This window comes from Psychrobacter sp. TB15 (genome assembly GCF_000511655.1).
GTDB lineage: Bacteria > Pseudomonadota > Gammaproteobacteria > Pseudomonadales > Moraxellaceae > Psychrobacter > Psychrobacter submarinus.
This window is the reverse complement of the sequence record NZ_AYXN01000012.1, coordinates 26,814-52,577: the sequence shown is the minus strand read 5'-3', so window position 1 is coordinate 52,577 and position 25,764 is coordinate 26,814. Positions and strand designations below refer to the sequence as shown.

At 44.7% G+C, this 25,764-nt stretch carries 21 protein-coding genes; 17 read left to right on the top strand and 4 right to left on the bottom strand.

Features of this window, described 5'->3' with window-relative positions:
• Window positions 1-72 precede the first annotated feature (72 nt).
• The 11 genes from rpoD to yfaE all read left to right on the top strand — a co-directional run bounded on the left by rpoD (window position 73) and on the right by yfaE (window position 9,916).
• Complete coding sequence (gene rpoD / locus W234_RS0101920; RefSeq protein WP_025644214.1) at window positions 73-1,998, top strand: RNA polymerase sigma factor RpoD; 1,926 nt, start codon at window positions 73-75, stop codon at window positions 1,996-1,998.
• Between the two features lie 142 nt (window positions 1,999-2,140).
• Window positions 2,141-2,521: a YbeD family protein gene (locus W234_RS13595; RefSeq protein WP_025644212.1), complete on the top strand. Its 381-nt coding sequence runs from the start codon at window positions 2,141-2,143 to the stop codon at window positions 2,519-2,521.
• Window positions 2,522-3,092: 571 nt separating this feature from the next.
• Window positions 3,093-5,369, top strand: coding sequence for a class 1a ribonucleoside-diphosphate reductase subunit alpha (gene nrdA / locus W234_RS0101910; RefSeq protein WP_025644210.1), 2,277 nt, complete (start codon window positions 3,093-3,095; stop codon window positions 5,367-5,369).
• A 76-nt stretch (window positions 5,370-5,445) separates the two neighbouring features.
• Window positions 5,446-5,910, top strand: a complete 465-nt coding sequence (locus W234_RS0101905; RefSeq protein ID WP_025644209.1) for a hypothetical protein — start codon at window positions 5,446-5,448, stop codon at window positions 5,908-5,910.
• Window positions 5,910-6,320, top strand: coding sequence for a hypothetical protein (locus tag W234_RS0101900; RefSeq protein ID WP_025644207.1), 411 nt, complete (start codon window positions 5,910-5,912; stop codon window positions 6,318-6,320). The genes W234_RS0101905 and W234_RS0101900 overlap by 1 nt, the downstream gene beginning before the upstream one ends.
• 165 nt (window positions 6,321-6,485) lie before the next feature.
• Entirely contained in the window at window positions 6,486-7,019 is a 534-nt protein-coding gene (locus tag W234_RS0101895; RefSeq protein WP_156923938.1) for a hypothetical protein, read from the top strand.
• A gap of 338 nt (window positions 7,020-7,357) precedes the next feature.
• Window positions 7,358-7,609: a type II toxin-antitoxin system Phd/YefM family antitoxin gene (locus tag W234_RS0101890; RefSeq protein ID WP_025644203.1), complete on the top strand. Its 252-nt coding sequence runs from the start codon at window positions 7,358-7,360 to the stop codon at window positions 7,607-7,609.
• Complete coding sequence (locus tag W234_RS0101885) at window positions 7,599-7,886, top strand: type II toxin-antitoxin system RelE family toxin (protein WP_025644202.1); 288 nt, start codon at window positions 7,599-7,601, stop codon at window positions 7,884-7,886. Before W234_RS0101890 ends, W234_RS0101885 begins: the two co-directional genes overlap by 11 nt.
• Before the next feature lie 65 nt (window positions 7,887-7,951).
• Complete coding sequence (locus tag W234_RS0101880; protein ID WP_227501922.1) at window positions 7,952-8,329, top strand: hypothetical protein; 378 nt, start codon at window positions 7,952-7,954, stop codon at window positions 8,327-8,329.
• A gap of 83 nt (window positions 8,330-8,412) precedes the next feature.
• A complete protein-coding gene (gene nrdB, locus W234_RS0101875; protein WP_025644197.1) occupies window positions 8,413-9,546 on the top strand; it encodes a class Ia ribonucleoside-diphosphate reductase subunit beta in 1,134 nt (377 codons plus the stop codon).
• Between the two features lie 103 nt (window positions 9,547-9,649).
• Complete coding sequence (yfaE, locus tag W234_RS0101870; RefSeq protein WP_025644195.1) at window positions 9,650-9,916, top strand: class I ribonucleotide reductase maintenance protein YfaE; 267 nt, start codon at window positions 9,650-9,652, stop codon at window positions 9,914-9,916.
• 126 nt (window positions 9,917-10,042) lie between these two features.
• Here the strand turns inward: yfaE and W234_RS0101865 are convergent, their stop codons facing one another.
• Window positions 10,043-11,356 carry a S1C family serine protease gene (locus W234_RS0101865; protein ID WP_025644193.1) on the bottom strand — a complete coding sequence of 438 codons (1,314 nt, stop codon included), beginning with the start codon at window positions 11,354-11,356 and terminating at the stop codon, window positions 10,043-10,045.
• A gap of 486 nt (window positions 11,357-11,842) precedes the next feature.
• Here W234_RS0101865 and W234_RS0101860 point away from each other — a divergent pair, with 486 nt between their 5' ends.
• Entirely contained in the window at window positions 11,843-12,766 is a 924-nt protein-coding gene (locus W234_RS0101860) for a Nif3-like dinuclear metal center hexameric protein (RefSeq protein WP_025644191.1), read from the top strand.
• Window positions 12,767-13,513: 747 nt separating this feature from the next.
• Window positions 13,514-14,713 carry a transglycosylase SLT domain-containing protein gene (locus W234_RS0101855; protein WP_025644189.1) on the top strand — a complete coding sequence of 400 codons (1,200 nt, stop codon included), beginning with the start codon at window positions 13,514-13,516 and terminating at the stop codon, window positions 14,711-14,713.
• A 147-nt stretch (window positions 14,714-14,860) separates the two neighbouring features.
• On the opposite strand, the gene W234_RS0101850 is transcribed toward W234_RS0101855, so the two are convergent.
• The 3 genes from W234_RS0101850 to W234_RS0101840 form a co-directional block, all read right to left on the bottom strand.
• The gene (locus W234_RS0101850; RefSeq protein WP_025644187.1) at window positions 14,861-17,836 is read right to left on the bottom strand and encodes a LysM peptidoglycan-binding domain-containing protein; all 2,976 of its coding nucleotides are present in this window, start codon (window positions 17,834-17,836) and stop codon (window positions 14,861-14,863) included.
• Between the two features lie 447 nt (window positions 17,837-18,283).
• A complete protein-coding gene (locus W234_RS0101845; protein WP_025644185.1) occupies window positions 18,284-18,793 on the bottom strand; it encodes a nuclear transport factor 2 family protein in 510 nt (169 codons plus the stop codon).
• A gap of 183 nt (window positions 18,794-18,976) precedes the next feature.
• On the bottom strand, window positions 18,977-20,164 hold the full coding sequence (locus W234_RS0101840; RefSeq protein WP_238062403.1) for a CNNM domain-containing protein: 1,188 nt from the start codon (window positions 20,162-20,164) through the stop codon (window positions 18,977-18,979).
• Between the two features lie 590 nt (window positions 20,165-20,754).
• Between W234_RS0101840 and yajC the strand changes: the two genes are divergently transcribed.
• The 4 genes from yajC to W234_RS13590 all read left to right on the top strand — a co-directional run.
• The gene (gene yajC, locus W234_RS0101835) at window positions 20,755-21,093 is read left to right on the top strand and encodes a preprotein translocase subunit YajC (protein ID WP_025644181.1); all 339 of its coding nucleotides are present in this window, start codon (window positions 20,755-20,757) and stop codon (window positions 21,091-21,093) included.
• Window positions 21,094-21,294: 201 nt separating this feature from the next.
• On the top strand, window positions 21,295-23,172 hold the full coding sequence (gene secD / locus W234_RS0101830) for a protein translocase subunit SecD (RefSeq protein ID WP_025644179.1): 1,878 nt from the start codon (window positions 21,295-21,297) through the stop codon (window positions 23,170-23,172).
• A 9-nt stretch (window positions 23,173-23,181) separates the two neighbouring features.
• The gene (secF, locus tag W234_RS0101825; RefSeq protein ID WP_025644177.1) at window positions 23,182-24,453 is read left to right on the top strand and encodes a protein translocase subunit SecF; all 1,272 of its coding nucleotides are present in this window, start codon (window positions 23,182-23,184) and stop codon (window positions 24,451-24,453) included.
• Window positions 24,454-24,612: 159 nt separating this feature from the next.
• A partial coding sequence (locus W234_RS13590; RefSeq protein WP_227501982.1) for an MATE family efflux transporter occupies window positions 24,613-25,764 on the top strand: 1,152 nt, incomplete at its 3' end.

Sequence of the window (25,764 nt, the reverse complement as noted above, 5' to 3'; positions counted from 1 at the left end):
TAAGCTTATAGGTCAATCCAAGCATTTAGCCTTTATATCTGTTATGACAATGCCCGATGCAAGCGAGTAATTATGAACGATAAGTCCTTATCTAATTCCACCTCCCAGCTAGCTACCCTAATCCAGATGGGTAAGGAGCAAGGGTATCTCACCTATGCTGAGGTGAATGATCAACTTCCAGACTCTATTACCGAAAGCGATCAGATCGAAGATATCGTGCAGATGCTGACGGACGTTGGGATCAAAATCTTTGAATCTGCTCCTGATGCTGATGATATCTTGATGAGCGATGATTCAAGCGATGATGATATGGCAGCGGATGAAGCAGCAGCCGTACTCGCTTCTGTTGAGACAGAACCTGGACGCACCACTGACCCTGTACGTATGTATATGCGTGAGATGGGTACTGTTGATCTACTGACTCGTGAAGGCGAGATCGCTATCGCTAAACGTATCGAAGAAGGTATCCGCGATGTGCAGCATGCGATGGCCTACTGGCCTGGTACGGTACAGTTTGTGCTTGATGAATACCAAAAGGTTCAAGAGGGTGAGAAAAAACTCTCTGATGTGATTACCGGCTTTTTAGATCCTGAAACTGAAGAAGATCGTCTGGCAGCTAAAGAAGAAAAAGATCGCGTTAAAGAAGAAAAAGAAAAGGCCCGTGAGGAGAAAGAAAAAGCACCTGTCCTCAAAGCTAAAGATAAGAGTAAGCTCGATGACGAAGACGATGAAGACGAAGACGAAGATGACGTCGAGGAAGAAGAAGCTGAAGAAGAAAGCGGCGGTATCGACCCAGAAGCCGTACGCCTGCGTATCGAGGAGATCGAAGACTTATTTGTTACTGCTAAAGAAGCCTTAGTTGAATATGGCCGTGGTAGCGAGCAAGCAAAAGCCGCTTATGCTCTACTCGCTGAGCGCTTTATGATGCTCAAACTGAACAATCGCATGTCCGATCAAGTCATGGCCATCATGCACGATGTCTATGATGATGTGCGTAAGCAAGAGCGCCAAATTATGCGCCTGGTCATTCGCCGTGGCCGTATGCCGCGTAGCGAGTTTCGTAAGACCTTCCCAAGTAACGAGACTAACGTCGATTGGCTCACAGAGCGCCTAAAAGGCAAGCCAGCCTTTGCCGAAACTTTAGAAAAAGTCACTGATGATGTGATTCTACTGCAGCGTAAAATCCGCGACTACGAGCAGCAGCTCGACATGGAAATCGTTGATATGAAAGATGTCGCGCGCCGTATGGCAGTTGGTGAAGCCAAAGCCCGCCGTGCCAAAAAAGAGATGGTCGAGGCTAACTTACGTCTGGTTATCTCAATCGCCAAAAAATACACCAACCGTGGTCTACAGTTCTTGGATCTCATTCAAGAAGGTAACATTGGTCTGATGAAAGCGGTCGATAAGTTTGAGTATCGCCGCGGTTATAAGTTCTCAACTTACGCCACTTGGTGGATCCGTCAGGCGATTACCCGCTCAATCGCTGACCAAGCGCGCACCATCCGTATCCCGGTGCATATGATTGAGACGATTAACAAAATAAACCGCGTTTCGCGTCAGCTCTTGCAAGAGATGGGGCGTGAGCCTACGCCTGAAGAGTTAGGCGAACGTCTCGAGATGGACGAAGTCAAAGTCCGTAAAGTGCTAAAAATCGCCAAAGAGCCGATCTCTATGGAAACGCCTATCGGTGATGATGAAGACTCGCACTTAGGCGATTTTATCGAAGATGGGACGATCTCAAGCCCTGTCGATGATGCAACATCTGCAGGTTTGCGTGAAGCGACGCGTGATGTATTAGGCAATTTGACCGAACGTGAGGCGCGTGTGCTCAAAATGCGCTTCGGTATCGATATGCCAACCGATCATACGCTAGAGGAAGTCGGTAAGCAGTTCGACGTCACTCGTGAGCGTATCCGTCAGATCGAAGCCAAAGCGCTGCGTAAATTGCGCCACCCTTCGCGCTCTGAACACTTGCGTTCATTCCTTGAGAATGATTGATATAGCAGCTTGAAAAAACGCTATTTTAGCCTCATAAAGGAGGCAAGACAGTAGCAGGCAATAAGTAAAAAAGCTGAGCGAGTCTCAGCTTTTTTGTGTGCGGCTCTAGCATTAATATTGAAAAAACAACAAAGGTTTCATTATGAGTAACGATCCAAAAAACAACTCTAACGATCAACAAGCCAGCAAAAGAGACGTCAAAGTCACCGAATTAATCGCTAATAACGGCATCTTAAAAGGTAAAAAAACGGATATTCAAAACCCAGAGCTGTGGGAATTTCCCATGAACTATCCGATGAGTGTGATCGGTCATGAAGGCGAACACGAAACATTGCTCAATGAGCTAAAACTCATTTTGGGCAGTCAGTTCCCTGAGTTCGACTTAGCCTCTATTGAAGTTAAGCCTTCAAAGACCAACCGCTTTCATTCAGCGCGGGTGAATCTGTATCTGACTAGCGCTGAGCAAGTGAATGAGCTTTATGCCGCGCTTGATAACGCGCAAACAGTACGTATGGTGGTATAAGCAGCAAACCTCTTGCTAGAAGCGGCTAAAACGAGTCAGCGCTCTATCTAAGCTGTTATTTGGCGAGTCTTACCTCTTAATACATCGAAAAGTACAACCAAAATCGTCACTGTTTAGGTGACGATTTTTTATGGCATTGACCGTGCTTATCGGGTACAATTTGTGCCGCTATTTTACGCTTCCCACTGCTATTATCAGTAGCAAAGATATCAAATTGGCAAAAGTGAAAAGCAAGCTGTTTTTTATAAAAAAATTTATGATTCTTTACATATCTTCTAGGCCTTATGCCATCGCTCTTTGCTGAAATTTAGCGCCTCAACAACATAAATTCAATCTAAAATCAATATAGCATTTTCAAATTATTCCCGCTATATTGTGTCTACTTACTAACAAATACGCTATATGTAGTGCTCAGTGGTTTTTTACCTGACTAGAGCCTTCGGTATTCTTTTGCCTAAAAAAAGCACAAAAGCTTTCTGGTTATAGCTTGCTTAATAAAAGAAGTCGATAACACTATAGGACAGTTTTGACTGAGTAATACGACTAACTATTGATAATTTACGAGGGCGGTATGACACATATTGACAATATTCAAGTAACCAAACGCGACGGACGCCTAGAGCCTATAGATTTGGATAAAATCCATAAGGTAATCGAATGGGCCGCGCACGATTTAGATAATGTGTCAGTGTCACAAGTGGAGCTTAAATCGCACATTCAGTTCTATGAAGGCATCAAAACCCGTGATATCCACGAGACTATCATCAAGTCAGCTGCCGATCTCATCTCAGAGGACACGCCTGACTATCAGTATCTCGCCGCGCGCCTTGCTATCTTCCATCTGCGTAAGATTGCCTATAACCAGTTTGAGCCGCCGCACCTATTCGATCATGTTACAACTCTAACTGAAGCAGGCAAATACGACGAGCATATCCTAGCCGACTACAGCCGTAGCGAGTTTGATGAGCTAGACGCCTATCTCGATCACTGGCGCGATATGAACCTTGCTTATGCCGCTGTTGAGCAAATGGCAGGTAAATACCTCGTACAAGATCGCGTCACCAAGCGCGTTTATGAAAGCCCGCAGTTCCTTTATATGCTCGTGGGTATGTGTCTATTTGCCAATTACGACAAAGCTGAGCGCTTAAGTTACGTCAAACGCTTTTATGACGCGACCTCACAATTTAAAATCTCACTACCGACGCCTATCATGTCGGGTGTACGTACGCCATCGCGTCAGTTTAGCTCGTGCGTACTTATCGAATGCGGTGACAGCCTCGACTCAATCAACGCGACCACCAGCGCCATCGTACGCTACGTGTCACAGCGCGCTGGTATCGGCATCAACGCAGGTCGTATCCGCGCTTTGGGTAGCCCTATCCGCGGCGGTGAAGCGCAGCATACTGGCTGTATCCCATTCTACAAACTGTTCCAAACGGCGGTGAAATGCTGCTCACAAGGTGGCGTGCGCGGTGGGGCCGCGACTCTCTTCTATCCATTATGGCATTTAGAAGTTGAATCACTCCTTGTACTCAAAAACAATCGCGGCGTCGAAGACAACCGTGTGCGTCACATGGATTACGGCGTACAAATCAACAAAACGCTATACACTCGCCTGATCAAAGGGCAAGACATCACCCTATTCTCGCCCTCGGATGTCCCAGGCTTGTATGATGCTTTCTTTGAAGATCAAGAAAAGTTTGAAGCGCTCTACACCAAGTACGAAGGCGACCCTTCTGTACGTCAGCGCCAGATTCCAGCGGCAGATCTGTTCAGCCTGATGATGCAAGAGCGTGCCAGCACCGGCCGTATCTACATCCAAAACGTCGATCATTGCAATACTCATAGCCCGTTCGATGCCAGCGTTGCACCGATTCGCCAGTCCAACCTGTGTATGGAGATTGCGCTACCGACTAAGCCGCTTGATAATATCAATGACGAAGAAGGTGAAATCGCCCTATGTACGCTATCAGCGGTCAATTTAGGTAAAGTCGAGAGCGTCAGCGATATCGAAGAGCCCGCAGAGCTGATCGTCCGCGCCCTTGATGCCCTACTCGACTATCAAGACTATCCAGTTAAGGCCGCTGAAAATGGCAGTATGCGCCGCCGTACTCTTGGCGTTGGCGTCATCAACTATGCTTATTATCTTGCAAAGAATGGCGTGCGCTACTCAGATGACTCAGCATTGGGTCTGACACATCAAACCTTTGAAGCACTACAGTACTATCTCTTAAAAGCGTCAAACAAACTTGCCAAAGAGCAAGGCGCGTGCCCTGCCTTTAATGAGACCACTTACTCGCAAGGTATTTTGCCGATCGATACTTATAAGTCTGACTTGGATAACATCTGCCAAGAGCCACTGCACTTGGATTGGGAAAGCTTGCGTCAAGAGATTACCGAGCACGGTTTACGCAACTCTACCCTAACCGCGCTGATGCCGTCTGAGACCTCAAGCCAGATCGCTAACGCCACTAACGGTATCGAGCCACCACGTGGTCTGGTCTCTATCAAAGCGTCAAAAGATGGCATTCTAAAGCAAGTCGTGCCTGAGATTGATAAGCTAAAAGATCAGTACGAGCTACTATGGCAAATGCCAAATAACGATGGCTACCTCAAGCTTATCGCTATCATGCAAAAGTTCGTCGATCAAAGTATCTCTGCCAATACCAACTACGATCCGGTGCGTTATGAAGGCGGCCGTGTACCGATGAAAATATTGCTTAAAGATTTACTCAACGCCTATAAGCTTGGAGTGAAGACGTTGTACTACCATAACACTCGTGATGGTGCGAACGATGCGCAAGCGGATATGGAAGATGATTGTGCTGGTGGTGCATGTAAGATTTAGGTTAGTGTTAATATATAGAACGTCGATAAAACATTAGCGTAAGCTACTAAAATTTAGTACAGGATAAGGAGTAAAAGTGACTACGGATAGTATAATTACACTAGTAGGTACTATAGTCACTTTGATTTCTATGTTTGTTGCAATAAAACAAGCATCAAGTGCTAAAAATTATAGGGAACAGATAAGAGCTGATGTCAGAAAAATTAGCTTAGCTAAATGTACTCGAGACATGGAAGGTATTTTAGACACATGCAATCAATTACCAATTGATCCAAAAAAAATGCCTAGGGGCAATAAGGTATCTAACACTATCAAAGATATTAAGAGTCAACTAGACAATTCAATAGGTGTTTTAAGCACAATTGGGGCAGATAATAAAATTCGTGAAAATCTTGTAAAAGCTCAAACAACACTTCATTCTTACGAAATTTCTTACACGCAAGGTAGAGTAAATAGCAATGAATTGTTAGAAATCAGATCATTTATTCAAGACTCTATATCTATTTCAAATACAACCCTTTACAGCATTGGAGAAAAATAATGGACTTGAATGAATTAGAAAATCAAGTCAACTTATTACAGTATCATTTGCAACTCCTTGCAAACTGTATTGACTCTGATGAACACCCAGTAGAAAGTTTAATACTGAATATGAACTGGAATGAAAAACAAATTGACAGAGCTCATGATATATTCCAAAAGTACGACCAGCTTATTGATTCAAAATCAAAAATAGTTTGGAGTAAATTTGAACATGAATTACGGGATGAGTTTGCGATTGGATATCAAACAGTAAAGGCGATTGTTATAGCCTTCTATAAGAATCATCAATGGGTAGACGTTTGCTATCAATATGCAATGAGTTTTGAACCAACCACTCCTATAGAGTTTCATCAAATTACTCGTAATAATAAGTTTAAACATTCTTTGAATGATCTTTATAAAAAATAAAGTACTTGGTTTTGATAGGGTATGCTTAGCGCACCAATGACATAGATAAGCTAGGCGTAGAATCGGTTAAACAAAACGCAATTTGTTGCTAATACTATGTTTCTATATTTCAGTCCTATTTAATGGAATTTTACTATGCATGTGCTGATGGATCTATGGGTAGGTATGGGTGAAAACTCAAATCAGCTACAGTTTATCTTGAGTGTTTTAGCTATTTCAGTTGGTATCAAAGCAGCACTATACGCAAAGAAGCAGATTTTAATTGCTAACAATCAAAGGCAAGATAGTAACGAATTAGCTAAATATAATTTGCAACTTAGAGTTTTAGAAACGGCTTTTAAATATGAAGAAGAAATTAATATTTTTAAAACTCGCTATCGAAAAGAGATTCTCGAAAAGTTTGAAAAAGGTCTTCAGAAATATGGAATGAATCTAGAAAGTCCAGTAATTGAAGGCGAAAACCATACATACAGTGAAGGTTTGAATACTCCATATGAGCTGTTAAAAAGCAGTGAAACCTTAATAAATAGCATAATTGAAAGACTGACTTCAGAAAATAGTGACGAATTGAATAGAACAGATTTAGAACAGATCTTAAAGGAACTGTTAAAACAAGCTTCTGTTATTCGCAAATCTAATTTCGAAATCTCTAATAAAGCAGAAGCACTAAGTAAAATCTTGGAAGATAAAAATATTTAGTCCTTGTAGGCTGGGTTTTTAACCCAGCCTACAGACCAAGCTCAAAAGATAAAGTTATTAAAAAAAACGAACCTTGCTACAACAAGGATTTTTAGCCGCGACTATAGCGGTATCCTGCTGACGACGATGGCGATGCAGTCTGTGGCTGGAAGCGGTCGCTCGAACGTTGGAACGCTACCAGACACCCTAGACTGCACGCCAGCGGCTAGGCAGATACAAGCGGAAGGCGGGATTGGCTACCTAAATAGTTAAGTTTAATAGATTAACAAATAAGACCTAATTTTCGTGCTAAAATTAGCCCTATATTTAGAGCCATAATTTTAGCGGGAGAATGAATCATGCAACCGATATTTGCGACACAGACAGCCAGTATCTCAGAGCTAAAAAACAATCCTTCCGCCTTGATTAAACAGTCAGATGGTGAGTCGATTGCCATTTTAAACCACAATAAGCCCGTGGCTTACTTAGTTTCCACAGACATGTACGAGCGCATGATGGAAGCGATGGACGATATGGCACTTAGCCAAACCGCTAATGCTCGCATGAATGACGGGCAGACACCGATAAAGGTTACATTGGATGACTTATAGTCTTGAGTTTCATCCTTTGGCATTAAAAGAATGGAAAAAGCTAGCGCCCAGTATTCAGCAGCAATTTAAAAAAAAGCTGCAGCAGCGACTAGCAAATCCGCGTGTGCCTGCGTCAAAACTCTCAGGGCATCCAGATACCTATAAAATCAAATTGCGTGCTGTAGGCTATCGTTTGGTCTATAGCGTCAAAGATGATGTAGTGGTCGTTTATGTACTAGCCGTAGGCAAAAGAGAAAACAATAAGGTATATGAGAGCCTTGCAGTACGCCAACCATAGCTCAAGTATAATCAAAAAAAACCCTTTAACTTTACCGCTATAATCGCAACACATAAAGAATAAAAATGACGGAGGTCATAGACGTGCACTATACCGCAATCATCAAAGACGGTGGTTTGTTTATCCCTAACGTATTTTCAGATATTAATGACGGTAGCTCGCACATCGTACAAATAGAAGTCGATATCGAAGCGGTGCGCGAGCAATTGAACCCAAGCGTTGCCTCAAATCAAGAAAGCGCAAAAAAAGAGGTCGCAAAAGCTGCGAAAAAACCAGTAATGCGTGTCACTAAAAAAACAGCGGCAAAACAATTTCAAGACGAAGGGTTAAGCCCGCAGCGTAAAAGCGCTATCGATGAATTGGAAGCTTTGGATGACGGTGAGCTCAGCGAAATGCTCAAAGCTTATGTTAACGAAGGGCAGATCTCTTTGGAGAACTTGTAGGTTATTGGGTAAGACACCCTATAGAATGTATTTAACGTTTATATCAATATATCAATCAACTAGATATTTAAAAAGGCAGTTTCATGACTTATTCAATCTTTAATCAAACCCCGAATAATGCGCTTACAGAGCCGATGTTTTTTGGTCAGCCGGTCAATGTCGCCCGCTACGATCAACAAAAGCACCCTATCTTTGAGCAACTGATTGAAAAGCAGCTGTCGTTTTTTTGGCGTCCTGAGGAAGTCGATGTCTCAAAAGACCGTATCGACTTTAGTAACTTATCCTCGCACGAGCAGCATATATTCTTAAGTAACCTCAAGTATCAGACCCTACTCGATTCCATTCAAGGTCGTAGCCCCAACATCGTGCTGCTGCCACTGGTGTCGATACCGGAGCTTGAAACGTGGATTGAGACGTGGTCATTCTCTGAGACCATTCACTCGCGCAGCTACACGCATATCATTCGTAATATCGTTAATGATCCGGGCCTTGTCTTCGACGATATCATGCAGAACGAGCATATTCTAGAGCGCGCCTCTGACATCGCAGGCTACTATGATGAGCTGTATCGTAACTCGCAGCTGTATAGCTTGTACGGTGCCGGCACGCATAAGGTCAATGGCGAAGAGATCAGTGTTGATTTGCGCTCATTAAAGAAGCAGCTCTATCTGTGCATCATGGCGGTCAACGTGCTTGAGGCGATTCGTTTTTATGTGTCGTTTGCTTGCTCGTTTGCCTTTGCCGAGCGCAAGCTGATGGAAGGTAATGCCAAGATTATTAAACTGATTGCTCGTGATGAAGCACTGCATCTGACTGGTACACAGCATATGCTGAACCTCATGCGTAATGGCAAAGATGATCCTGAGATGGTCGAGATTGCCGAGGAATGTCATGAGCAAGGCATTGAGATCTTCCGTAAGGCCGCTGAGCAAGAAAAAGAATGGGCGGGATACTTATTTAAAGACGGCTCAATGATCGGACTTAATAAAGATATCCTTTGCCAATATATCGAGTACATCACCAACTTGCGTATGGAAGCGGTTGGCCTGCCGTCTGCGTTTCCGAATTCGAAGTCTAATCCGATTCCTTGGATTAACACTTGGCTGTCCTCTGATAACGTGCAAGTCGCGCCGCAAGAGACTGAGATCAGCTCGTATCTGGTCGGTCAGATCAATTCAGACTTGTCCGATAGCGACTTTGATGACTTTGAGCTGTAATTTTTAGATGTTATTAGCGCGTCGATGACATATCGCTGTCATGTAGGCGCGCTATCATCAAGGCAAAAAACACCAATAAAAATGACCATCAGGAGCTTGGGCAATGACGTGGGTAGTGACCAGCAAACAGCGCTTTTATTTGCATGATAGCGAGACCTTGCTAGACGGCTTACTGCGTACTGGGCACGATATCAACTATCAGTGCCGTGAAGGCTACTGCGGTAGCTGCCGCGTACGTCGTATCGCCAGCTCGCATGTGGTGGAGTATCCTTTTGCTCCCCTTGCGATGATTGAGGATAATGAGATACTGCCCTGCTGCTGCCGGGTTCAAGGTGTTATCTATATCGATCATGAACTGGTAAAAGACTGAGTGGTGCATAAACAATTCGTTCATAAAAAACGCGCTGTCTTTGAAAGACAGCGCGTTTTTTGATGTTCAGTCATGTTGCTATTAGTTAATGCTACATAGACAATAGCGTTGAAGTAACGCAAGCGGTTATTGAGGTGCGCCATTGTTTTCAAATAGCTTCATCAGCTCTTCGCGCATACGGTCACGCTCCTCCTCACTCATCATCGGTCGCTCTTGTGACTCGCCGTGATAGTTCTGTTCAGGGCCACCCTCCATAATAACGGGACGTTGTACGACTTCTTGTGACGGGCGCTCAGCTAAGGTTACAGGAACTTCAGCGTGCTTACCATTGCGTAGTATTTGAGTATTGAGCACCGTGTTGGGCGGTTTGCGTGCGACATACTGAATCAGCGTATTGGCATCGGTCATCTCAACGCCATCAATAGTCAAAATAATATCGCCGGTCTTTAGGCCACTAATCGCGGCAGGACCTTGCGGAACCACATTAAGCACTTCGACACCAGTTGAGGTCTCAAGCTGAGTCGGATCACGAAGCTGCGACTGAATCTCAATGCCAAGCCAGCCACGGCTGACGCGGCCATCTTTGATCAGCGCGTTCATCACTTGCTCAACAAGCGCGGTTGGAATAGCAAAGCCGATACCCATTGAGCCGCCTGAGCGCGAGAAAATCACAGTATTAATACCGACCAGCTCACCGCTCGCATCGACTAGCGCACCGCCTGAGTTACCTGGGTTGATAGCGGCGTCGGTTTGGATAAAGTCCTCAAACTTATTGACACCAAGGCCCGTACGACCTGTGGCTGAGATAATACCTTGCGTCACCGTTTGACCCACGCCAAAGGGGTTACCTATCGCTAGCGCAAGATCGCCAACGCGAATAGGCTCTTCACGAAACCCTAATGGCGTAAGCCCAGTCATATCGACGCGAATCACTGCTAAATCACTATCTGGATCGGTACCGATGACCTTAGCGCGGCTTTTACGCCCATCGCTAAAGGCAACGGTGATTTCATCGGCTTTTTCGACCACGTGCGCATTAGTCACGATATACCCATCCTCAGAGACAATAACGCCTGAGCCTAAATTAGTAGATCCTGGGCCTTGCTGCTGGTCACCATGGTTCTCAAAGAATCGGCGCAGTACTGGATCATCGATGTAAGGATGCTCTGCCATCGCCTGCGTCGTATAAATGTTCACTACTGACTGGGAGGCGCGCGCTACTGCATTATGATAAGAAGAGATCGGCTCTGGCGTATCAGCAACTGGCGCTGAGGCCTCTTGCTCAGCTGGCGGAGTCCTTGGCGGCTCCCATGTCGCCTCTGATGGCGTCTTCATACTCATAAATAGCCAAACAAACGCTGCAATTACTACTATTAATAAAACCCAAGGCAACCACTGCCATAGCGATGCCTTGTTATTGGCGTTTGGGGAAGACGACATAGAGAACCTCTGTAAATGTTATGCTAATGAATAAAGCGCTAGTAAATATTATAGTTTAGATAGGGCTGCAATAAAATTTTTTAAAGGCAAGAGCTTAACGAAATTAAGCTATAGAACCTATCTACTGACATAGCTGCGCTCACCAATTATAACTGGGCTTATTATACAGTACTGCGGCATCGTGTAGCCTTTCAGTTATTATGCTCAAAGGTAGTTTTATGAGACCTTAAACTAACTATGAGTACTCAATATACTCACTACATTCACTATCACACTATTAGCTCAGTTATCAGCTCAGTTATCAGCTCAGTTAGCTGCTCCAACTAAGCGTAATAAATTGGCTTAATAGCAATATGATAAACTAAGCCTCATTTAAGTGCCTCATTTCAGCTACAACATAAAACCTCTGTCCTACTTATATAAAGAAGACAAACCACTAAAAATTTAAGCAATAAAGTAAGCATAAAAAAGTAATAAGGAGAACCCATGAACCAAAAGAACCAAAAGCATAATTTAGAAACGACTAGCCCGGCTACTAATCACAGTAGTTCTAGTGCAGCGCCATCGATAAGCGCACAGGCCTTAGCCAAATTTTGTGATGATTATCTAGACGCCAATGCATTTAAAGACTACTGCCCTAATGGTCTACAAGTCGACGGCGGACGGCCTATTCAGCGTATTATCACGGGCGTGACCGCTTGTGAAGCGCTAATAGATGCAGCCATTGATGCTGACGCTGACGCCATTATGGTCCATCATGGTTATTTTTGGAAAGGTGAGCCTGAGCCTATCACCGGAATGAAAGGCAAGCGTATCCGCAAGCTTATGCAGCATGGTATCTCTTTAATCGCTTATCATCTACCCCTTGACGCGCATCCAATCGTAGGCAATAACGCTAAGCTTGCCGAAAGTTTAGGACTCACCATCACTGGTGCTCTCTACCCTAATGAGACGCATCCCGTTGGCAATATAGCCATTGGCAAGCCGCAAAGTGCAGCAGATCTGATAGAGACGATTACTCAGACTCTAGAGCGTAAACCTCTGCATATTGCAAGTGACTTTTTGCTTTCTGGCAGCGATACTTATCAGTCACTTATCTCTAGTAAAGAAAACCAGCAGATATACACTACCTCTGCAGTAACAACTGCGTCCAAGCATATTGAGCGTATCGCTATATGTACGGGGGGCGCGCAGGATATGATTGAGCAAGCCGCGCTTATGGATTGCGACGCTTATATTTCAGGAGAAATATCTGAACGTACCACGCACAGTGCTCGTGAATTGGGTATTGACTACTTCGCTTGTGGTCACCATGCGACTGAACGCGGCGGTATACAAGCGCTAGGAGAATTAGTTTCTGAACAGTTTAATTTACCGGTTACTTTTGTCGATATTGTCAACCCTGCATGAGCGTTAAGTTTTATTACTGCTTTGTTAACGTAACTTGAATAATTGCTATATATTCCTCATAAAGTATAATTGTAAGAGAATGTTTTGTCATGAGACTTTCCATTAATATAGCCTCCGGTTATGACGTTGGCTGAGTACCGTTTTAACTTTTTGTTATACTATTTTAATAGCAATATAGGTATTCATCCCAATGTTGCATGAGATGCCAGTTCTTTGAAGATAGTCTATTTGGGTAGATTATCGTTAATAAAGAGCTTGCCTCACCGCTGGATAAGAGCTTATAGGTAGCAAGCGCAATACTATTAGCTGCTACTTATATAAGGCGATACTGGTTAAAAGTTTATTTACGACTTTACTTTTAATTTACTTTATCGCCCTTGCTGTTATCGCAATAACTTTTTCATGACCTTACCTTAGTACCTTTAGTCTTGATACCTAAGTATTTAGCGACTGGTGAAGAAACTATACCAAGTTACTCTCTTCATCCATTTTAGTGCGTTTTGAAACTTAGGGGTATCAATGGCTAGCGATAGTGCTGCTCTAACCAGCAGTTTCGACAATCTTATTCAGTCGACTATCTTGTATAGGTAGCAAACGACACTTTGCTTATCGAGCTACTATAATTGAACTAGTATCTTAGCGATGAGTATAAAAGTGTCAAAGATCGACATTTATATAAAGACAGATGTCTTTGCGTATGAATGTCAGTCTAAGGGTAAGTAGGATGGCTACAATTAGGAGACATCCATGCAGCGTATTACTTATCGTGTAAAAGTATCCGCGCAAGGGGCTAGACGTCGTATTTCATACTTATTACGTCCAGCCAATCGCACACTTAGCACCAAAAGTAAGATCGTTCCATCGGCTAAAGTAACTCGTTTTGCCAAATCCAAAAAAATTGCCCAAGTATCTAGTATCGCATTATTATCTTTGCCTGCTAGAAGTCTTACCACTATGGAGGTACCAGTACCGGCCTATGATCAGGTCATGCTAGATAAGACTTTAACCATAGCCGCTGTGCCTGGTGATAGTACTTATTTTGCTACTGATGGTTTTCAGCACGGTTTTGGTTATGATTTAGTGCGTAGCTATGCTGATGAGCTTGGCGTTACTATCGACCTAAAAGCTTATGCAACAGAAGAGACAGCACTTGCGGCACTAAAAAATGGTGAGGCTGATATGGCCTTGACTACGGCTAGTACTCAGCTTACCAATCAGCTCAATCTTGCCTCAGTGAATCTAAGCTGTGGTTATGATACTAGTTTGACTAATAACGGTCTAAACCCGAAAGTGAGCTGGACGTTTAAGGACTCCAGTGATCTGCTGTCACAAACGGCTAGTAGCTATCTGTGTGATAATATCAAAATCAATAATACCCAGAAATTAGCGGCTTTTTATAATCAAAAACTGCTAAAAGATGCTTATAGTCAAAATCACTTTCAGCAGACGCTGACAGAGAAGCTACCCGATTATCAGACGCAGTTCGAGCAGCAAGCTCAGAACTATAATCACGATTGGGAGCTGCTGGTTGCAATGGGCTATCAAGAATCGCATCTCGATGCTAACGCTGTCTCCCCTACTGGGGTACGCGGCATCATGATGCTGACCAATAGCACGGCAAAAGCGATGGGCGTCTCTGATCGCGTTGATCCGTATCAAAGCATCGGCGGCGGTGCTCGCTACTTGGAGCAAGTAAAAGCGGACTTTGCTGATGTGCCAAAGTCGGATCGGATTTGGTTCGCACTTGCCGGCTATAATATGGGGCCTAATGCAGTCAAACGTATTCAGCGTAAACTGCGTGAGCAAGGCATCGATGATAAGAGCTGGGCGAACGTATATGCTTATTTATCAGACAATAGAGCTTCGAATAGCCGCTACGGTCAAGCTATGCATTACGTCAGTAATATCAGAAGCTATCTTGAAACCATCAAGACCTATAGTGTGTAATAACTAGGATGTTTAGCTTATAAAGCATCTGATTTAAAATGTATTTAGCAATAAAAAGCTGCTCTTAGTATTAAGAGCAGCTTTTTATTCTATGCGCATTAGCTCAGTGAGCCATCAATCAGCTTAACGGACTCACTGAAATTATGCTTAGCGATTAGGCACGGTTAAGCGCTGACCGCGTTGTAACATCGTATCAGGGGCGATATCATTCATATCAGCCAGCTCTTTTGTCGAGACGCCGTATTTGCGCGCTAAGCCAATCAAACTATCTCCAGAAGCCACTTGGTAGCTAACCGTCATTTTTGGCACTTTAAGCGTCTGACCGCGCTGTAGCTGCGCTTTAGTCGATAGATTGTTTGTGGCTGCTAGATCGGATACAGATACTCCGAAGCGGCGAGCTAACGCAATTAGGCCATCGCCTGACTGTACTCTATAATTCTCAGTGTTGTCTAGCTTTTTACCTGTACTAGTAGTACTCGTTGATGCAGCGCTGCTCGTGCTAGTTGCGCTCGTAGCAGTAGAGCGATTACCCGCTGCTGGAATCGTCAAACTACGTCCTAAGATAAGGTTCGAGTTAGTGCTTAGATTATTGGCTGCAGCCAAGTCACTAACGCCGATTTTGTAGCGGTTGGCTACCCCAATTAACGTATCACCAGAGCGGATCTTATAGCTGATGGGTTTGTCATTGAGTTTATTGTCCACTTGTGACGCTGAGACAGGTACCTTAATGGTTTGACCGCGTTGTAGGCGAGCTCTTTCATCAAAGCTACTGTTAACCGCTGCTACTTGCGCCGCGCTCACACCCAAACTATTGGCAATACCTATGAGCGTCTCCCCAGATTTTACTTTGTAATTACTGGTTACAGCCGAGCTACTGGAACGACTAGCTGAGCTATTTGATGAAGATGTCGTATTGGCATCTGCTGGTATCTTTAACGTCTGACCGACGTACAGCGAATCTGTACTACCGATACCATTGAGATCGGCTAAAGCTTGGGTTGAGATACTAAACTGTTTGGCAAGGGCGATGAGACCGTCACCTGATTGGACTTTGTAGCTCTTAGTAGCGGTAGTTGACTGTGCACGTTTACGCGAAGGAGCAGCAGGAGTCACCGCAGGCGCAGTAACCTTACCTGGCACTAACCACAGCTTTTGACCGCGCAGCAAATCAGCGCGGCTACTGAGATTATTATAAGTCGCTAGCTGAGTGACTGATAAGCCGAAACGATTTGCTGTACCTATCAATGTATCACCGCTTTGTACCACATAGCTTTCGGGTTGAGCTGGCGTATTGCTACTCTTTAAAGGCTCGATAGGTTTAGCATTATACAAGTACAGAGTACTGCCAGAGAGTAAGTTAGCCTTAGGATCTATCTGGTTCCACTCGGCGATTTCACGCCAGCTCACCCCTGCTCGGCTAGCGATATTAGACAAAGTGTCGCCACGTTTTACGGTATAGGTGCTGCGTTTGCCTTGTGGTTTTGCCTTGCTATTAGCGCTGGTTGCAAAACTAAGCTTTTTCTCTCTACCGCTAGCCTCCAACACAGATTGCTGTGTCTGTACAGCGGACAGTTTAATATTACCATCGACCGCGCTGACCACCTCTCGCTGATCTGGAGTCTGTGATTGAATCTGTCTAGCAATAAAGTCGCGCTCTTCTTGGCTCAGTGGCGGCTCTTGTACGATAGTATTGTTACCTGTGATCTGCGCAGAAGTCGTCGGTAAGCTGTTGCTGCTTTTTAGCTCCGCATTGATTTTTTGCGTTTCACTACTAGTAATAGGCGGCTCAGTTCTGGCATTGTTATTACTGCTATACACTGAGCTACTAGACGGCGTAGCAGCTGGAGAGATATAACTGGTCGTTTGCTGCGGCACACTAGCACTAGCCGCATATTCAGCTAGACCACTTCCCGTTGAAGGTAGGGAGCCGCTGCTATAGGGCTTGTTATTATAAGATGTTGATCCTGAGGTACTTGGCGTAGCAGATGTGCTAGAGGCGATGACATTACTACTGCCATTACCTCGCAGTGCACTGAGTTTGGCGTCGATGTTGACATCGACATCGTTCGGGATAATGACTCGCTGTGGGCCTGAGGCGTCAATACGGCCAGAAGTGAGAGCGGTGTTTAATCTTTCAAGCTCGTCGTAGCTGACGCCTGTAAGCTGTGAGACTTCAGCCAGACTGACGCCGTAGTTGGCAGGAACACTACGAAAATGCTGACGGTTGGCGATAGCTGGTAGATAAACCCCAAACTGTGAGGGGTTAGCGACGATCTCAGCAACTGCCAAAAAGCGCGGCACGTAGTTCATCGTCTCAGTAGGTAGTCTTAGCGACCAATAGTCTGTTGGTAATCCTCGCGCCGCATTCGCGTCAATGGCTTTTTGTACCCGTCCAGGACCGGCGTTGTAAGCTGCTAAAGCCAGCTCCCAACTGCCAAATTGGTTATGCAGCGCCGTCAAGAAGTCATAAGCGGCGCGCGTCGACTCGATAACATCGCGGCGACCGTCATAAGTACTGCTTTGATTGAGACCGTAGATGCGTCCCGTGCTTGGAATAAACTGCCACAAGCCTGCAGCCGCCGCACTACTCGTACCACTAGGATCATACGAGCTTTCGATAACGGGCAATAATGCCAACTCGGTCGGAATATTGCGGCGCTCCGCTTCGCGCACAGTATGATATAAATAGCGACTGGCGCGCGCGGTCAAACGGTTTAAGTAATCTTGTCTACTCGTAAACCAGCCTTTTTGCCCCTCGATACGTTGATTGTAGATAGGGCGACCAGCGTTCATCCGATAACCGGCACGCAGGCGGTTCCATAAATCACCGTATTGTTGAATGGCAAGTTTATTACCCTCAACCATAGCCATGTCACTGGCTTCTAATAAATCCGCGAGCTCATCTAAGCTCTCTTCATCTAAATATGCCGTTGAATAGTCATCGCTAGCAGGAGTTTGCGGGGTCGCAGTTGGGCGCTTAGTGACCACAGGCGTACGAGTATTTTTAACCCCAGTGTTTTTTACCGCTGACGTATTACTACAAGCACTGACAAGTAGAGCGGATACGGCAAGGGTCAAAGGCAAAGCGATAGGTAAACGAGAGTTTGACGGCACGATAGACATGATAATGGCGGCTTCCTAGCAACAAAAATAGATAAAAATAACAATGGATAAAAATAGTTGACTGAAAATAAATTCTCAAGGCTTATATTTTACATAACAGTAAGCATTTATTAGAGCATAGCATTACCCTCTTGATTCACCCTAGCTTAGATAACTTTTGGTAAAGATAACTTGTCGCTATTACAGTGTAAGACGCAGCATAAGATAAACATTATAACTATCGCAAGCTTGAACGAATAACTCAATCAATCATATTAACTCATTGATTATTATTCATGGCTTATCATACAACGACAATGATTTGTGACTTATAATTTATGATCTTTGACCTATAAGTTACGGCGCATAAGTTACTAGTCAAACCATAGCCTATAAATACAATCTATTAATGAGCGCTTACTAATTATTTACTTAATGACTACTTATTAATTAGCTATTAATTACCTACTAATTAATAGTCACTTGTGATACCGCTCTTAATAGTATGGCGTTACCCGTTGATAAGGTTAAGGTTACTCTTGAATTAGTCACGAATGAGACATTATTACCATCTTTAACCCAGCTCTCTGTGGTGTTGACATTAGCTTTAGCTTGGTTTCCAGTAATGACGATATTATCGATATTAATGTCGTAGCGGTAGTTTGAGGTCTGATTCCAACTGTTTTGTAATAGTCTTAAATACGCCTCTTTATCTAGGCTGGTCGTTTTACCTTTTCTGGATAAAGAGATAAGCGCATCGTCAGACACCAAACGCGAGACTTGGCTAATGTTTTTATTATTCGCCGCCGTCTTCATGGAGCTGGCATAGTTTTGTACTAAGCCCTCGCTCATCGTCGCGGCCTGTGCGTTAACAGCGACTACACTTGCGCCGGTAGCTAATGCTGTGAGACTAGCGCCTCTGATTATCAACGCTAGTAATCTTGTACTCCCCAAACGTGTATTCCCCAAACGTTTCATCTTCTTCCTTAGCGGTTATCTTGAAAGTTTTAGCCTATCAGTAATTTCTCACAGTCATGTAACTCCCTGTGTGATAATTGCATATCTAATCGGCTAGGCTTATCTTATTGATTGATCTAAAAAAAGTCCTTGTTAGTGCTAGAGTCGAACTCCTAATATCATTAACACAATATCGATAACATACTAAGACTTAGATTTGTCCGTATTATGACTCTCATCTACTCTGACGTCATTGTCATGCTCATCGTCACTAAGTTTCATACCCAAGCGCTCAACACGGCGATCCATCATCTGCCTAGCCAGTGCTTGCATATCTTCAACTCTGTCAATCTCATCGACAATCTCAAGGCCTAATAAGGTCTCAAACACATCTTCTAAGGTCACAAGTCCTTTAACCTCGCCATACTCGCCAACAGTAATGGCAATATGAATACGATTTTTTAGCATCAGCTCTAACAAGTCAAACAATTTCATCTTGGAGAAAACAAAAGTGATCTCTCGCTGAAACTGCGTCAGAGGCTTATGGGTCGCGTGATTTACTTTTGCTAATAAGATATCTGTTTTAAGCACAAACCCAGTAATATTATCCAAATCACCATCATAAATAGGTAGGCGCGAAAAAGTCAGCTTAGGGCGATCCGCTAATAGCTCAGTGACGGTTTTGTTTTGTTCAAAAGCGAGCATTACTGAGCGCGGCGTCATGATGTCTTCGACTTTTATCGCCCCAAAGGCTAACAAATTACGAATAATACGCGACTCTAGCGGGTCAATTTGACCAGCCTCCTCACCTATACTAGCAAGAGCGGCAAACTCACGGCGACTAAAGACATCGGTCTCTTTGCTTCTGACCAGCAGCTTAGTGATACGCTCAGATATCCATATCAGCGGATATAAAAGCATAATAATACCGCGAACGAAGTACGCTACTACACCGCTAAGCTGACGCCAATAAACGGTCCCTAAGGTTTTGGGGATAATCTCAGATATAAACAAAATAGCCAATGTCATAAACGCTGAGAACACACCAAACCAAGCACTACCAAAGACAATCGTGGCTTGCGCACCGGCGCCAATAGAACCGACGGTATGCGCTACGGTATTTAAAGTCAAAATAGCCGCCAGCGACTGATCGATGTTATCGACCTTAAGACGTTTGAGCATGGCCGCTTTGTTGGGGTTCCTCTCTTGTACATCAGCGATGTAAGAGGGTGTCATAGTCAGTAGCGCTGACTCTGCAAGCGAGCAGACAAACGAGACACCAATTGCTAAGAGTACAAACAGCACTAGTAGTAGCACACTACTTGCTGTAGCTTGTGCTGCGACCTCTGTCGCTGCAGCTGAGCTCGCTGCTAGTACAGATGTCGGCAACAAAAGCAATGTCGCACTGAATATGGCAGTGCAAACCGATAAAATCCAGTGATAAGAGCTAGAGTTTTTTATAGGGGGAGGCTCCGCTGAAGCTTGTTTACGACAAGCGCGTAAGCGATATAAACGAGAAGTAACCAAAGAGGTAAGCAGCAAGTCGGGTAACCTAAATAATGATTTAATAAAAGGTGGAGCGAAAAATAAAGCGCTGCTATAAAGCCAACACTTTTATAAGCATTCGATATTATCATTGATACTCAGGTTACACAATATTTTGTCTTCATACGATGAAACCACGGGCCATTCAGCCTTAAATTTTGCAGTCCTATGAGCCGTTTTATCGGTATACTAACGCTTATCTATTTTGAGCCATTGATAGTTAGTCTCAATATAGGACTAAAACCTAAGACTAAAACTAGTATTTAGAAGCACTTATCTGCCCTAATGCGTACCGTCATAGCTGCTACCATTAGCGCTACGCTTATTGTCAGGCTAAGAAAAATGCGCTTGTGCTATGATTAACAGTTACTAAGTGTTAGATTTTTTGTTACTATGCGTCTAATTTTATTTTTGTACCTCACTTATCGAGAGAAATTATGAGCTTATTTATCCAGTCAGCCCATGCTGCTGAAGCAGCAGGCGATGCCGCCGGTGGCGCGTCACTATTTGGTCAGCTACTACTGCCAGTCGCTTTTTTTGCTATCTTTTACTTTTTGGTTATTCGTCCGCAGTCTAAGCGTACTAAAGAGCACCGCGCGATGGTAAGCTCGCTTACCGTTGGCAGCGAAGTTATCTTCGCCGGTGGCCTCATGGGCCGCATCAAGCAAATCGAAGGCGATTATGCTGTTGTGAGCTTAAACAACAATACAGATGTCAAAGTGCAACGCGCATCGGTAATCTCAGTACTCCCTGCAGGCACTATTGAGAGCGTTTAAGTCTTACCTTAGTGCTGCTTGACGATGAGTTAGATTGTAGTCAGCTATAGGTTATAGTACTTATTTATAGTCACACATTTATAGTCACACATATTGTAATGACCGTTCACTAATTGCGGTCATTTTTGGCTATTAGCTACCCTATTATCTATTCACTCATGGTCTGCATCACCAGTCTTTTATCAATATAAAGAAGTCATTATGCAATATCCCGCATGGAAATACCTAGTTATCATTGTCGTGCTTATCGTGGCAGGTCTTTACGCGGCTCCAAACCTTTATCCTGATGAGCCTGCGGTGCAGATTACGAGTGCTGCAGCAGGTACTCAGCTGTCTGAGAGCGTATTAACGGAGTCTGAGCGTCTGCTTAGTGAAGCCAATATCGACTTTCACGATGGTAGCTTTGAGGACAACAGTGCCTTGGTACGCTTAGATACTCCAGATGAGCAGCTAAAAGCTCAGGAAGTCTTGCGCCAAAACTTAGGCGATGATTATGTCGTCGCGCTCAACTTAGCGCAAACCACGCCGCAGTGGTTACGCGATATCGGCGCTAAGCCTATGAAGCTCGGTTTGGATCTTCGCGGCGGGGTGCGTTTTGTACTAGAAGTAGATATGGATAAGGCGCTAGAGCAGCGTCTTAGCAGCGCTAGCCGTGACGTGCGCCGAGAGCTGCGCGCTGAACGCGTAGCGGTGACCGGTACTAAAACTGAAGGTCAAAGCATCATTCTGCACTTCTCTGACACTGATGCCCGCGGACGCGCACAAAACATCCTACAAGCGTCAATGGGTAATGACTTTACGGTGCAATCAACCATTGATGACCAAGGCCCTGCGCTAGTCATGTCCTATAACGATGCCATGGTCGATGAGATTAACAGTTACGCCGTTAATCAAAACTTGACGACTTTGCGTAACCGGATTGCTGAGCTTGGGGTCGCAGAAGCATTAGTACAGTCGCAAGGCGCTAGCCGTATCGTGGTGGAGCTACCGGGCGTACAAGATACTGCCGAGGCCAAACGAGTGCTTGGCCGTACTGCCAACCTTGAGTTTCGCATGGTAGCAAAAGATGCCGAAAACTACACCGGCGGTATTCCTCCTGCTGGCACTGAGGCCTTCCCTTTTCAATCACTAGATGGCCCGCCGGTTCTGTTAGAGCGTCAAGCTATCGTTACCGGTGACAAAGTCACTAACGCGCAGACAGGCGTTGATGAGAGCGGTACACCTGAGGTGAATATTACCTTAGATAGCGCTGGCGGTAGACTCATGCAAAACGCCACGCGCACCTCAGTTGGTGAGCAAATGGCGGTGCTGTTTATCGAAAACAAACAACGCATCACTTATGAAGAAGATCCTGTGACGGGTGAGACGACTGAAGTTCGGACGCCTTACGCGGAGACTAAAGTCATCAACCGTGCCAATATCCAAGCGGTACTTGGCTCCTCGTTTCGTATCACGGGCTTAGATAGTAGCGCTGAGGCGGCCGAGCTTGCTTTGCTACTACGCTCAGGGGCGCTAGCGGCGCCGATGTACTTTGTCGAAGAGCGCACTATTGGCCCTTCACTTGGTCAAGAAAATATCGATAAAGGTTTATTTTCGACCCAAGTCGGTTACTTACTCGTGTTCATCTTTATGATAATTTTCTATCGCTTGTTTGGCGTCATTGCTAACGTTGCGTTAGCTGTCAACGTCATCATTATCATCTCAATCATGTCGATATTAGGCTCATCTCTTACCTTGCCTGGTATCGCTGGTATCGTCTTGACCATAGGTATGGCGGTCGATGCTAACGTGCTGATATTTGAGCGCATACGTGAAGAGATAGCCAACGGTGTGCGGCCAAAAACCGCCATTGTGGCCGGCTTCGATCGTGCGTTTAGTAGTATCTTCGATGCTAACATTACCACACTGCTGGTGGCTTTTATCTTATTCGCTATCGGTACCGGTCCGATCAAAGGCTTTGCTATTACTTTAGCGATTGGTATTGTCAGCTCACTGTTCACCGCTATTTTGGTGACACGAGCGCTAGTACAAATCGCTTATGGTAAGCGCAAATCTATCAAACGTTTGAGCATCGGTTAGGAGACTACTATGGCGATCGATCAGAATAACCCGAACAATAAAGACAACCTGCCGACCTCGAACAGCTCAGGCAATCAGTCAGGTAACAGCGGCTCGAATACTAACTCGCAAGGCAATAAGCGTCGCCGCCGTAATAAGCCGCGCCGTGATGGTAAAGGTAGCAATACTCAAACCAATAATTTAAATAAAACGACTAAAAGGCCTAAAGGAGCTCAGCGTGACAATGCTAAAGGCTCACAAGCCCTAGCAACAGCTAATGCTGTAGATCCTAGTCACTTCGAGGGCGACGCCGCTGATGACGCAGCAGCAGCAGCTGAAGGCGGTATAAAAGCCATTGGCGATCAGCGTATTATCCCCTTTATGAAATTAGAGAAGCCTATGGGCCTACTCTCTATCTTTATGGTTATCGCAAGTATCATTGCTATCGCCGTTAATGGTTTAAACCTAGGTCTTGATTTCACCGGCGGCGTCTCAGCGGATGTCAGCTACGAGCAATCGGTTGAGCAAGCGGCTGTGGTTGAGGCCTTAGCTGATAACGGTTTTGATGACGCTGTCGTGCAGTACTTAGGCACTAATAAAGAGCTGCTAGTACGCCTACCGCCGCAATCTGACAATATCGATGGGCTCAATACTAGCTTGGATACCGCATTAGACTTGCCTAATAATCCAGCTAGTATTAGCAACGTCAATATTATAGGTAGCCAAGTGGGTAACGAGGTCTATCTGAACTCAGTGATGGCCTTAGCTCTTGCCTTAGTCTGTATGCTAGGTTACGTCGCGCTACGCTTCCAGTTTAAGCTCTCATTAGGGGCGGTATTATCATTATTTCATGATGCGATTGTGACAATTGGGGTATTTGCACTCTTTGGCTTCCCATTTGATTTGACGGTTTTGGCGGCGGTACTGGCGCTGATTGGTTACTCGCTGAATGATACTATCGTTGTCTATGACCGTATCCGTGAGAATTTCCGCCGGGTTCGCGGTATCACGCCGCGCCAAACGATTGACTTGTCATTGACTGAAACCTTACGCCGTACGATCATGACTATCTCAACGGTGCTCTTAGTCGTGCTGGCTATGATGTTCTTAGGCGGTGATGGCTTATACTGGTTCTCAGTGGCGTTATTTATCGGTTTGCTTGCTGGTACTTATTCTTCTACTTATATTGCAAGCTCTATTCCGCTAGCGATGGGTCTATCACGCGATGACTTTGTGGTAAAAGTAAAACCTGAGTTTGAAGAAGAGATCGTTAGCTTTAATGACCCAAAAATGTTTGAATAGTTTATTGTAAATAAGTGAATTGGCGAATAGTTATTCATAGCTATTCGCTAAAAAGTTATTATAAAAGCACCTGACTCATTATCGATGAGTGTTGGGTGCTTTTATTTTTGTATTATGTATTACAGCGTTTAGCCTTTATCTCAGTAACAGCGATATTTTATGGCCACAACCTCAACAGCAGCGCCCCAACCTATCGATACCCGCTATCGGCGTATCATCTCTATCGCCGTGCCTGTTATGTTGGCAAACCTAGCCATGCCGCTACAAAGCCTGATTGATACTGCCGTCGTTGGTAATATGAGTGCGGCGGCCAATCTTGCGGGCATGGGACTTGCAATCCAGCTTTTATCGCTATTATTAGTCAGTTTTAACTTTTTGCAGTACGCCTCCTCTGGATTATCGGCTCAGGCTCTGGGTCAGCTCAGTGCCAGTGCGGCAGCTGAGGATACAACTGCTAATGGCTCAAGTAACCGCTCAGGCTCAGAGCAAATGGCCTCGGCCCTACTCTCTATTTTGCAGCGCGCTTTAGTACTCGCCTTTATCATCGGGGCGCTATTACTCTTAGCAAAACCTTGGCTGATCGAATACGGTTTGCAAGCGTTATCGGCGAATCCTGCTAGTGGCGTCGCTGCCCAAACTTACTTAGACGTGCGCTTCTGGGGCGTCATCGCTGAGCTGATGAATTTTGCTTTTATTGGCTGGTTCGCAGGGCAAGGTAAGACGCGTTACATGCTCTATCAGCAAGGTTTTATTGCGCTATTAAACATTATACTGACGCTGTTTTTTGTGTATGGTATGGGGCTGGGATTAGTCGGTGTTGCTTTAGGGACTACTATCGCCTTTTGGTCAGGAGTGGGGCTAGCACTTTGGCTAAGTCGCCAGCATTTACAACTGTCGTGGTCAGCTCTATTTAGTACTGACGCTGAGTATTTTACGCGCTCAAAGATGCTTAGGCTATTTTCTTTAAATAAAGATATTTTTATTCGCACCCTTATTTTGACTTTGAGCTTTGCTTGGGTCACAAGACTGTCAGCACAAAGTGGCGACTTAGTTTTGGCCGCTAACGCTATTCTTCTGCAAGTTCTCAGTATTTCAGCCTTTGCTTTAGATGGCGTAGCGGTGTCAGCAGAGACACTTGCAGGACAGGCCGCAGGGCGACAAGACTGGCGACGCTTTGCTATTATTGTCAAGCGGACAGGTATCGTCAGCTACGCTTTGGCATTGCTCTTAAGTCTGCTTTGGTTCCTAGCAATGCCGACATACTTGCAGACAATGACCAATATCGAACCGGTGCTCACCCTTACCCGCCAA

Coding starts and splice junctions, on each gene's coding strand:
- W234_RS0101860 (WP_025644191.1), top strand. CDS start 11,843: ATGAACCAAAAGAACCAAAAGCATAATTTAGAAACGACTAGCCCGGCT.
- secF (WP_025644177.1), top strand. CDS start 23,182: ATGGCGATCGATCAGAATAACCCGAACAATAAAGACAACCTGCCGACC.
- W234_RS0101900 (WP_025644207.1), top strand. CDS start 5,910: ATGGACTTGAATGAATTAGAAAATCAAGTCAACTTATTACAGTATCAT.
- yfaE (WP_025644195.1), top strand. CDS start 9,650: ATGACGTGGGTAGTGACCAGCAAACAGCGCTTTTATTTGCATGATAGC.
- W234_RS0101865 (WP_025644193.1), bottom strand. CDS start 11,356: ATGTCGTCTTCCCCAAACGCCAATAACAAGGCATCGCTATGGCAGTGG.
- yajC (WP_025644181.1), top strand. CDS start 20,755: ATGAGCTTATTTATCCAGTCAGCCCATGCTGCTGAAGCAGCAGGCGAT.
- W234_RS13595 (WP_025644212.1), top strand. CDS start 2,141: ATGAGTAACGATCCAAAAAACAACTCTAACGATCAACAAGCCAGCAAA.
- nrdB (WP_025644197.1), top strand. CDS start 8,413: ATGACTTATTCAATCTTTAATCAAACCCCGAATAATGCGCTTACAGAG.
- secD (WP_025644179.1), top strand. CDS start 21,295: ATGCAATATCCCGCATGGAAATACCTAGTTATCATTGTCGTGCTTATC.
- W234_RS0101880 (WP_227501922.1), top strand. CDS start 7,952: ATGACGGAGGTCATAGACGTGCACTATACCGCAATCATCAAAGACGGT.
- W234_RS0101845 (WP_025644185.1), bottom strand. CDS start 18,793: ATGAAACGTTTGGGGAATACACGTTTGGGGAGTACAAGATTACTAGCG.
- W234_RS0101890 (WP_025644203.1), top strand. CDS start 7,358: ATGCAACCGATATTTGCGACACAGACAGCCAGTATCTCAGAGCTAAAA.
- W234_RS0101885 (WP_025644202.1), top strand. CDS start 7,599: ATGACTTATAGTCTTGAGTTTCATCCTTTGGCATTAAAAGAATGGAAA.
- W234_RS0101895 (WP_156923938.1), top strand. CDS start 6,486: ATGGGTGAAAACTCAAATCAGCTACAGTTTATCTTGAGTGTTTTAGCT.
- nrdA (WP_025644210.1), top strand. CDS start 3,093: ATGACACATATTGACAATATTCAAGTAACCAAACGCGACGGACGCCTA.
- rpoD (WP_025644214.1), top strand. CDS start 73: ATGAACGATAAGTCCTTATCTAATTCCACCTCCCAGCTAGCTACCCTA.
- W234_RS0101855 (WP_025644189.1), top strand. CDS start 13,514: ATGCAGCGTATTACTTATCGTGTAAAAGTATCCGCGCAAGGGGCTAGA.
- W234_RS0101850 (WP_025644187.1), bottom strand. CDS start 17,836: ATGTCTATCGTGCCGTCAAACTCTCGTTTACCTATCGCTTTGCCTTTG.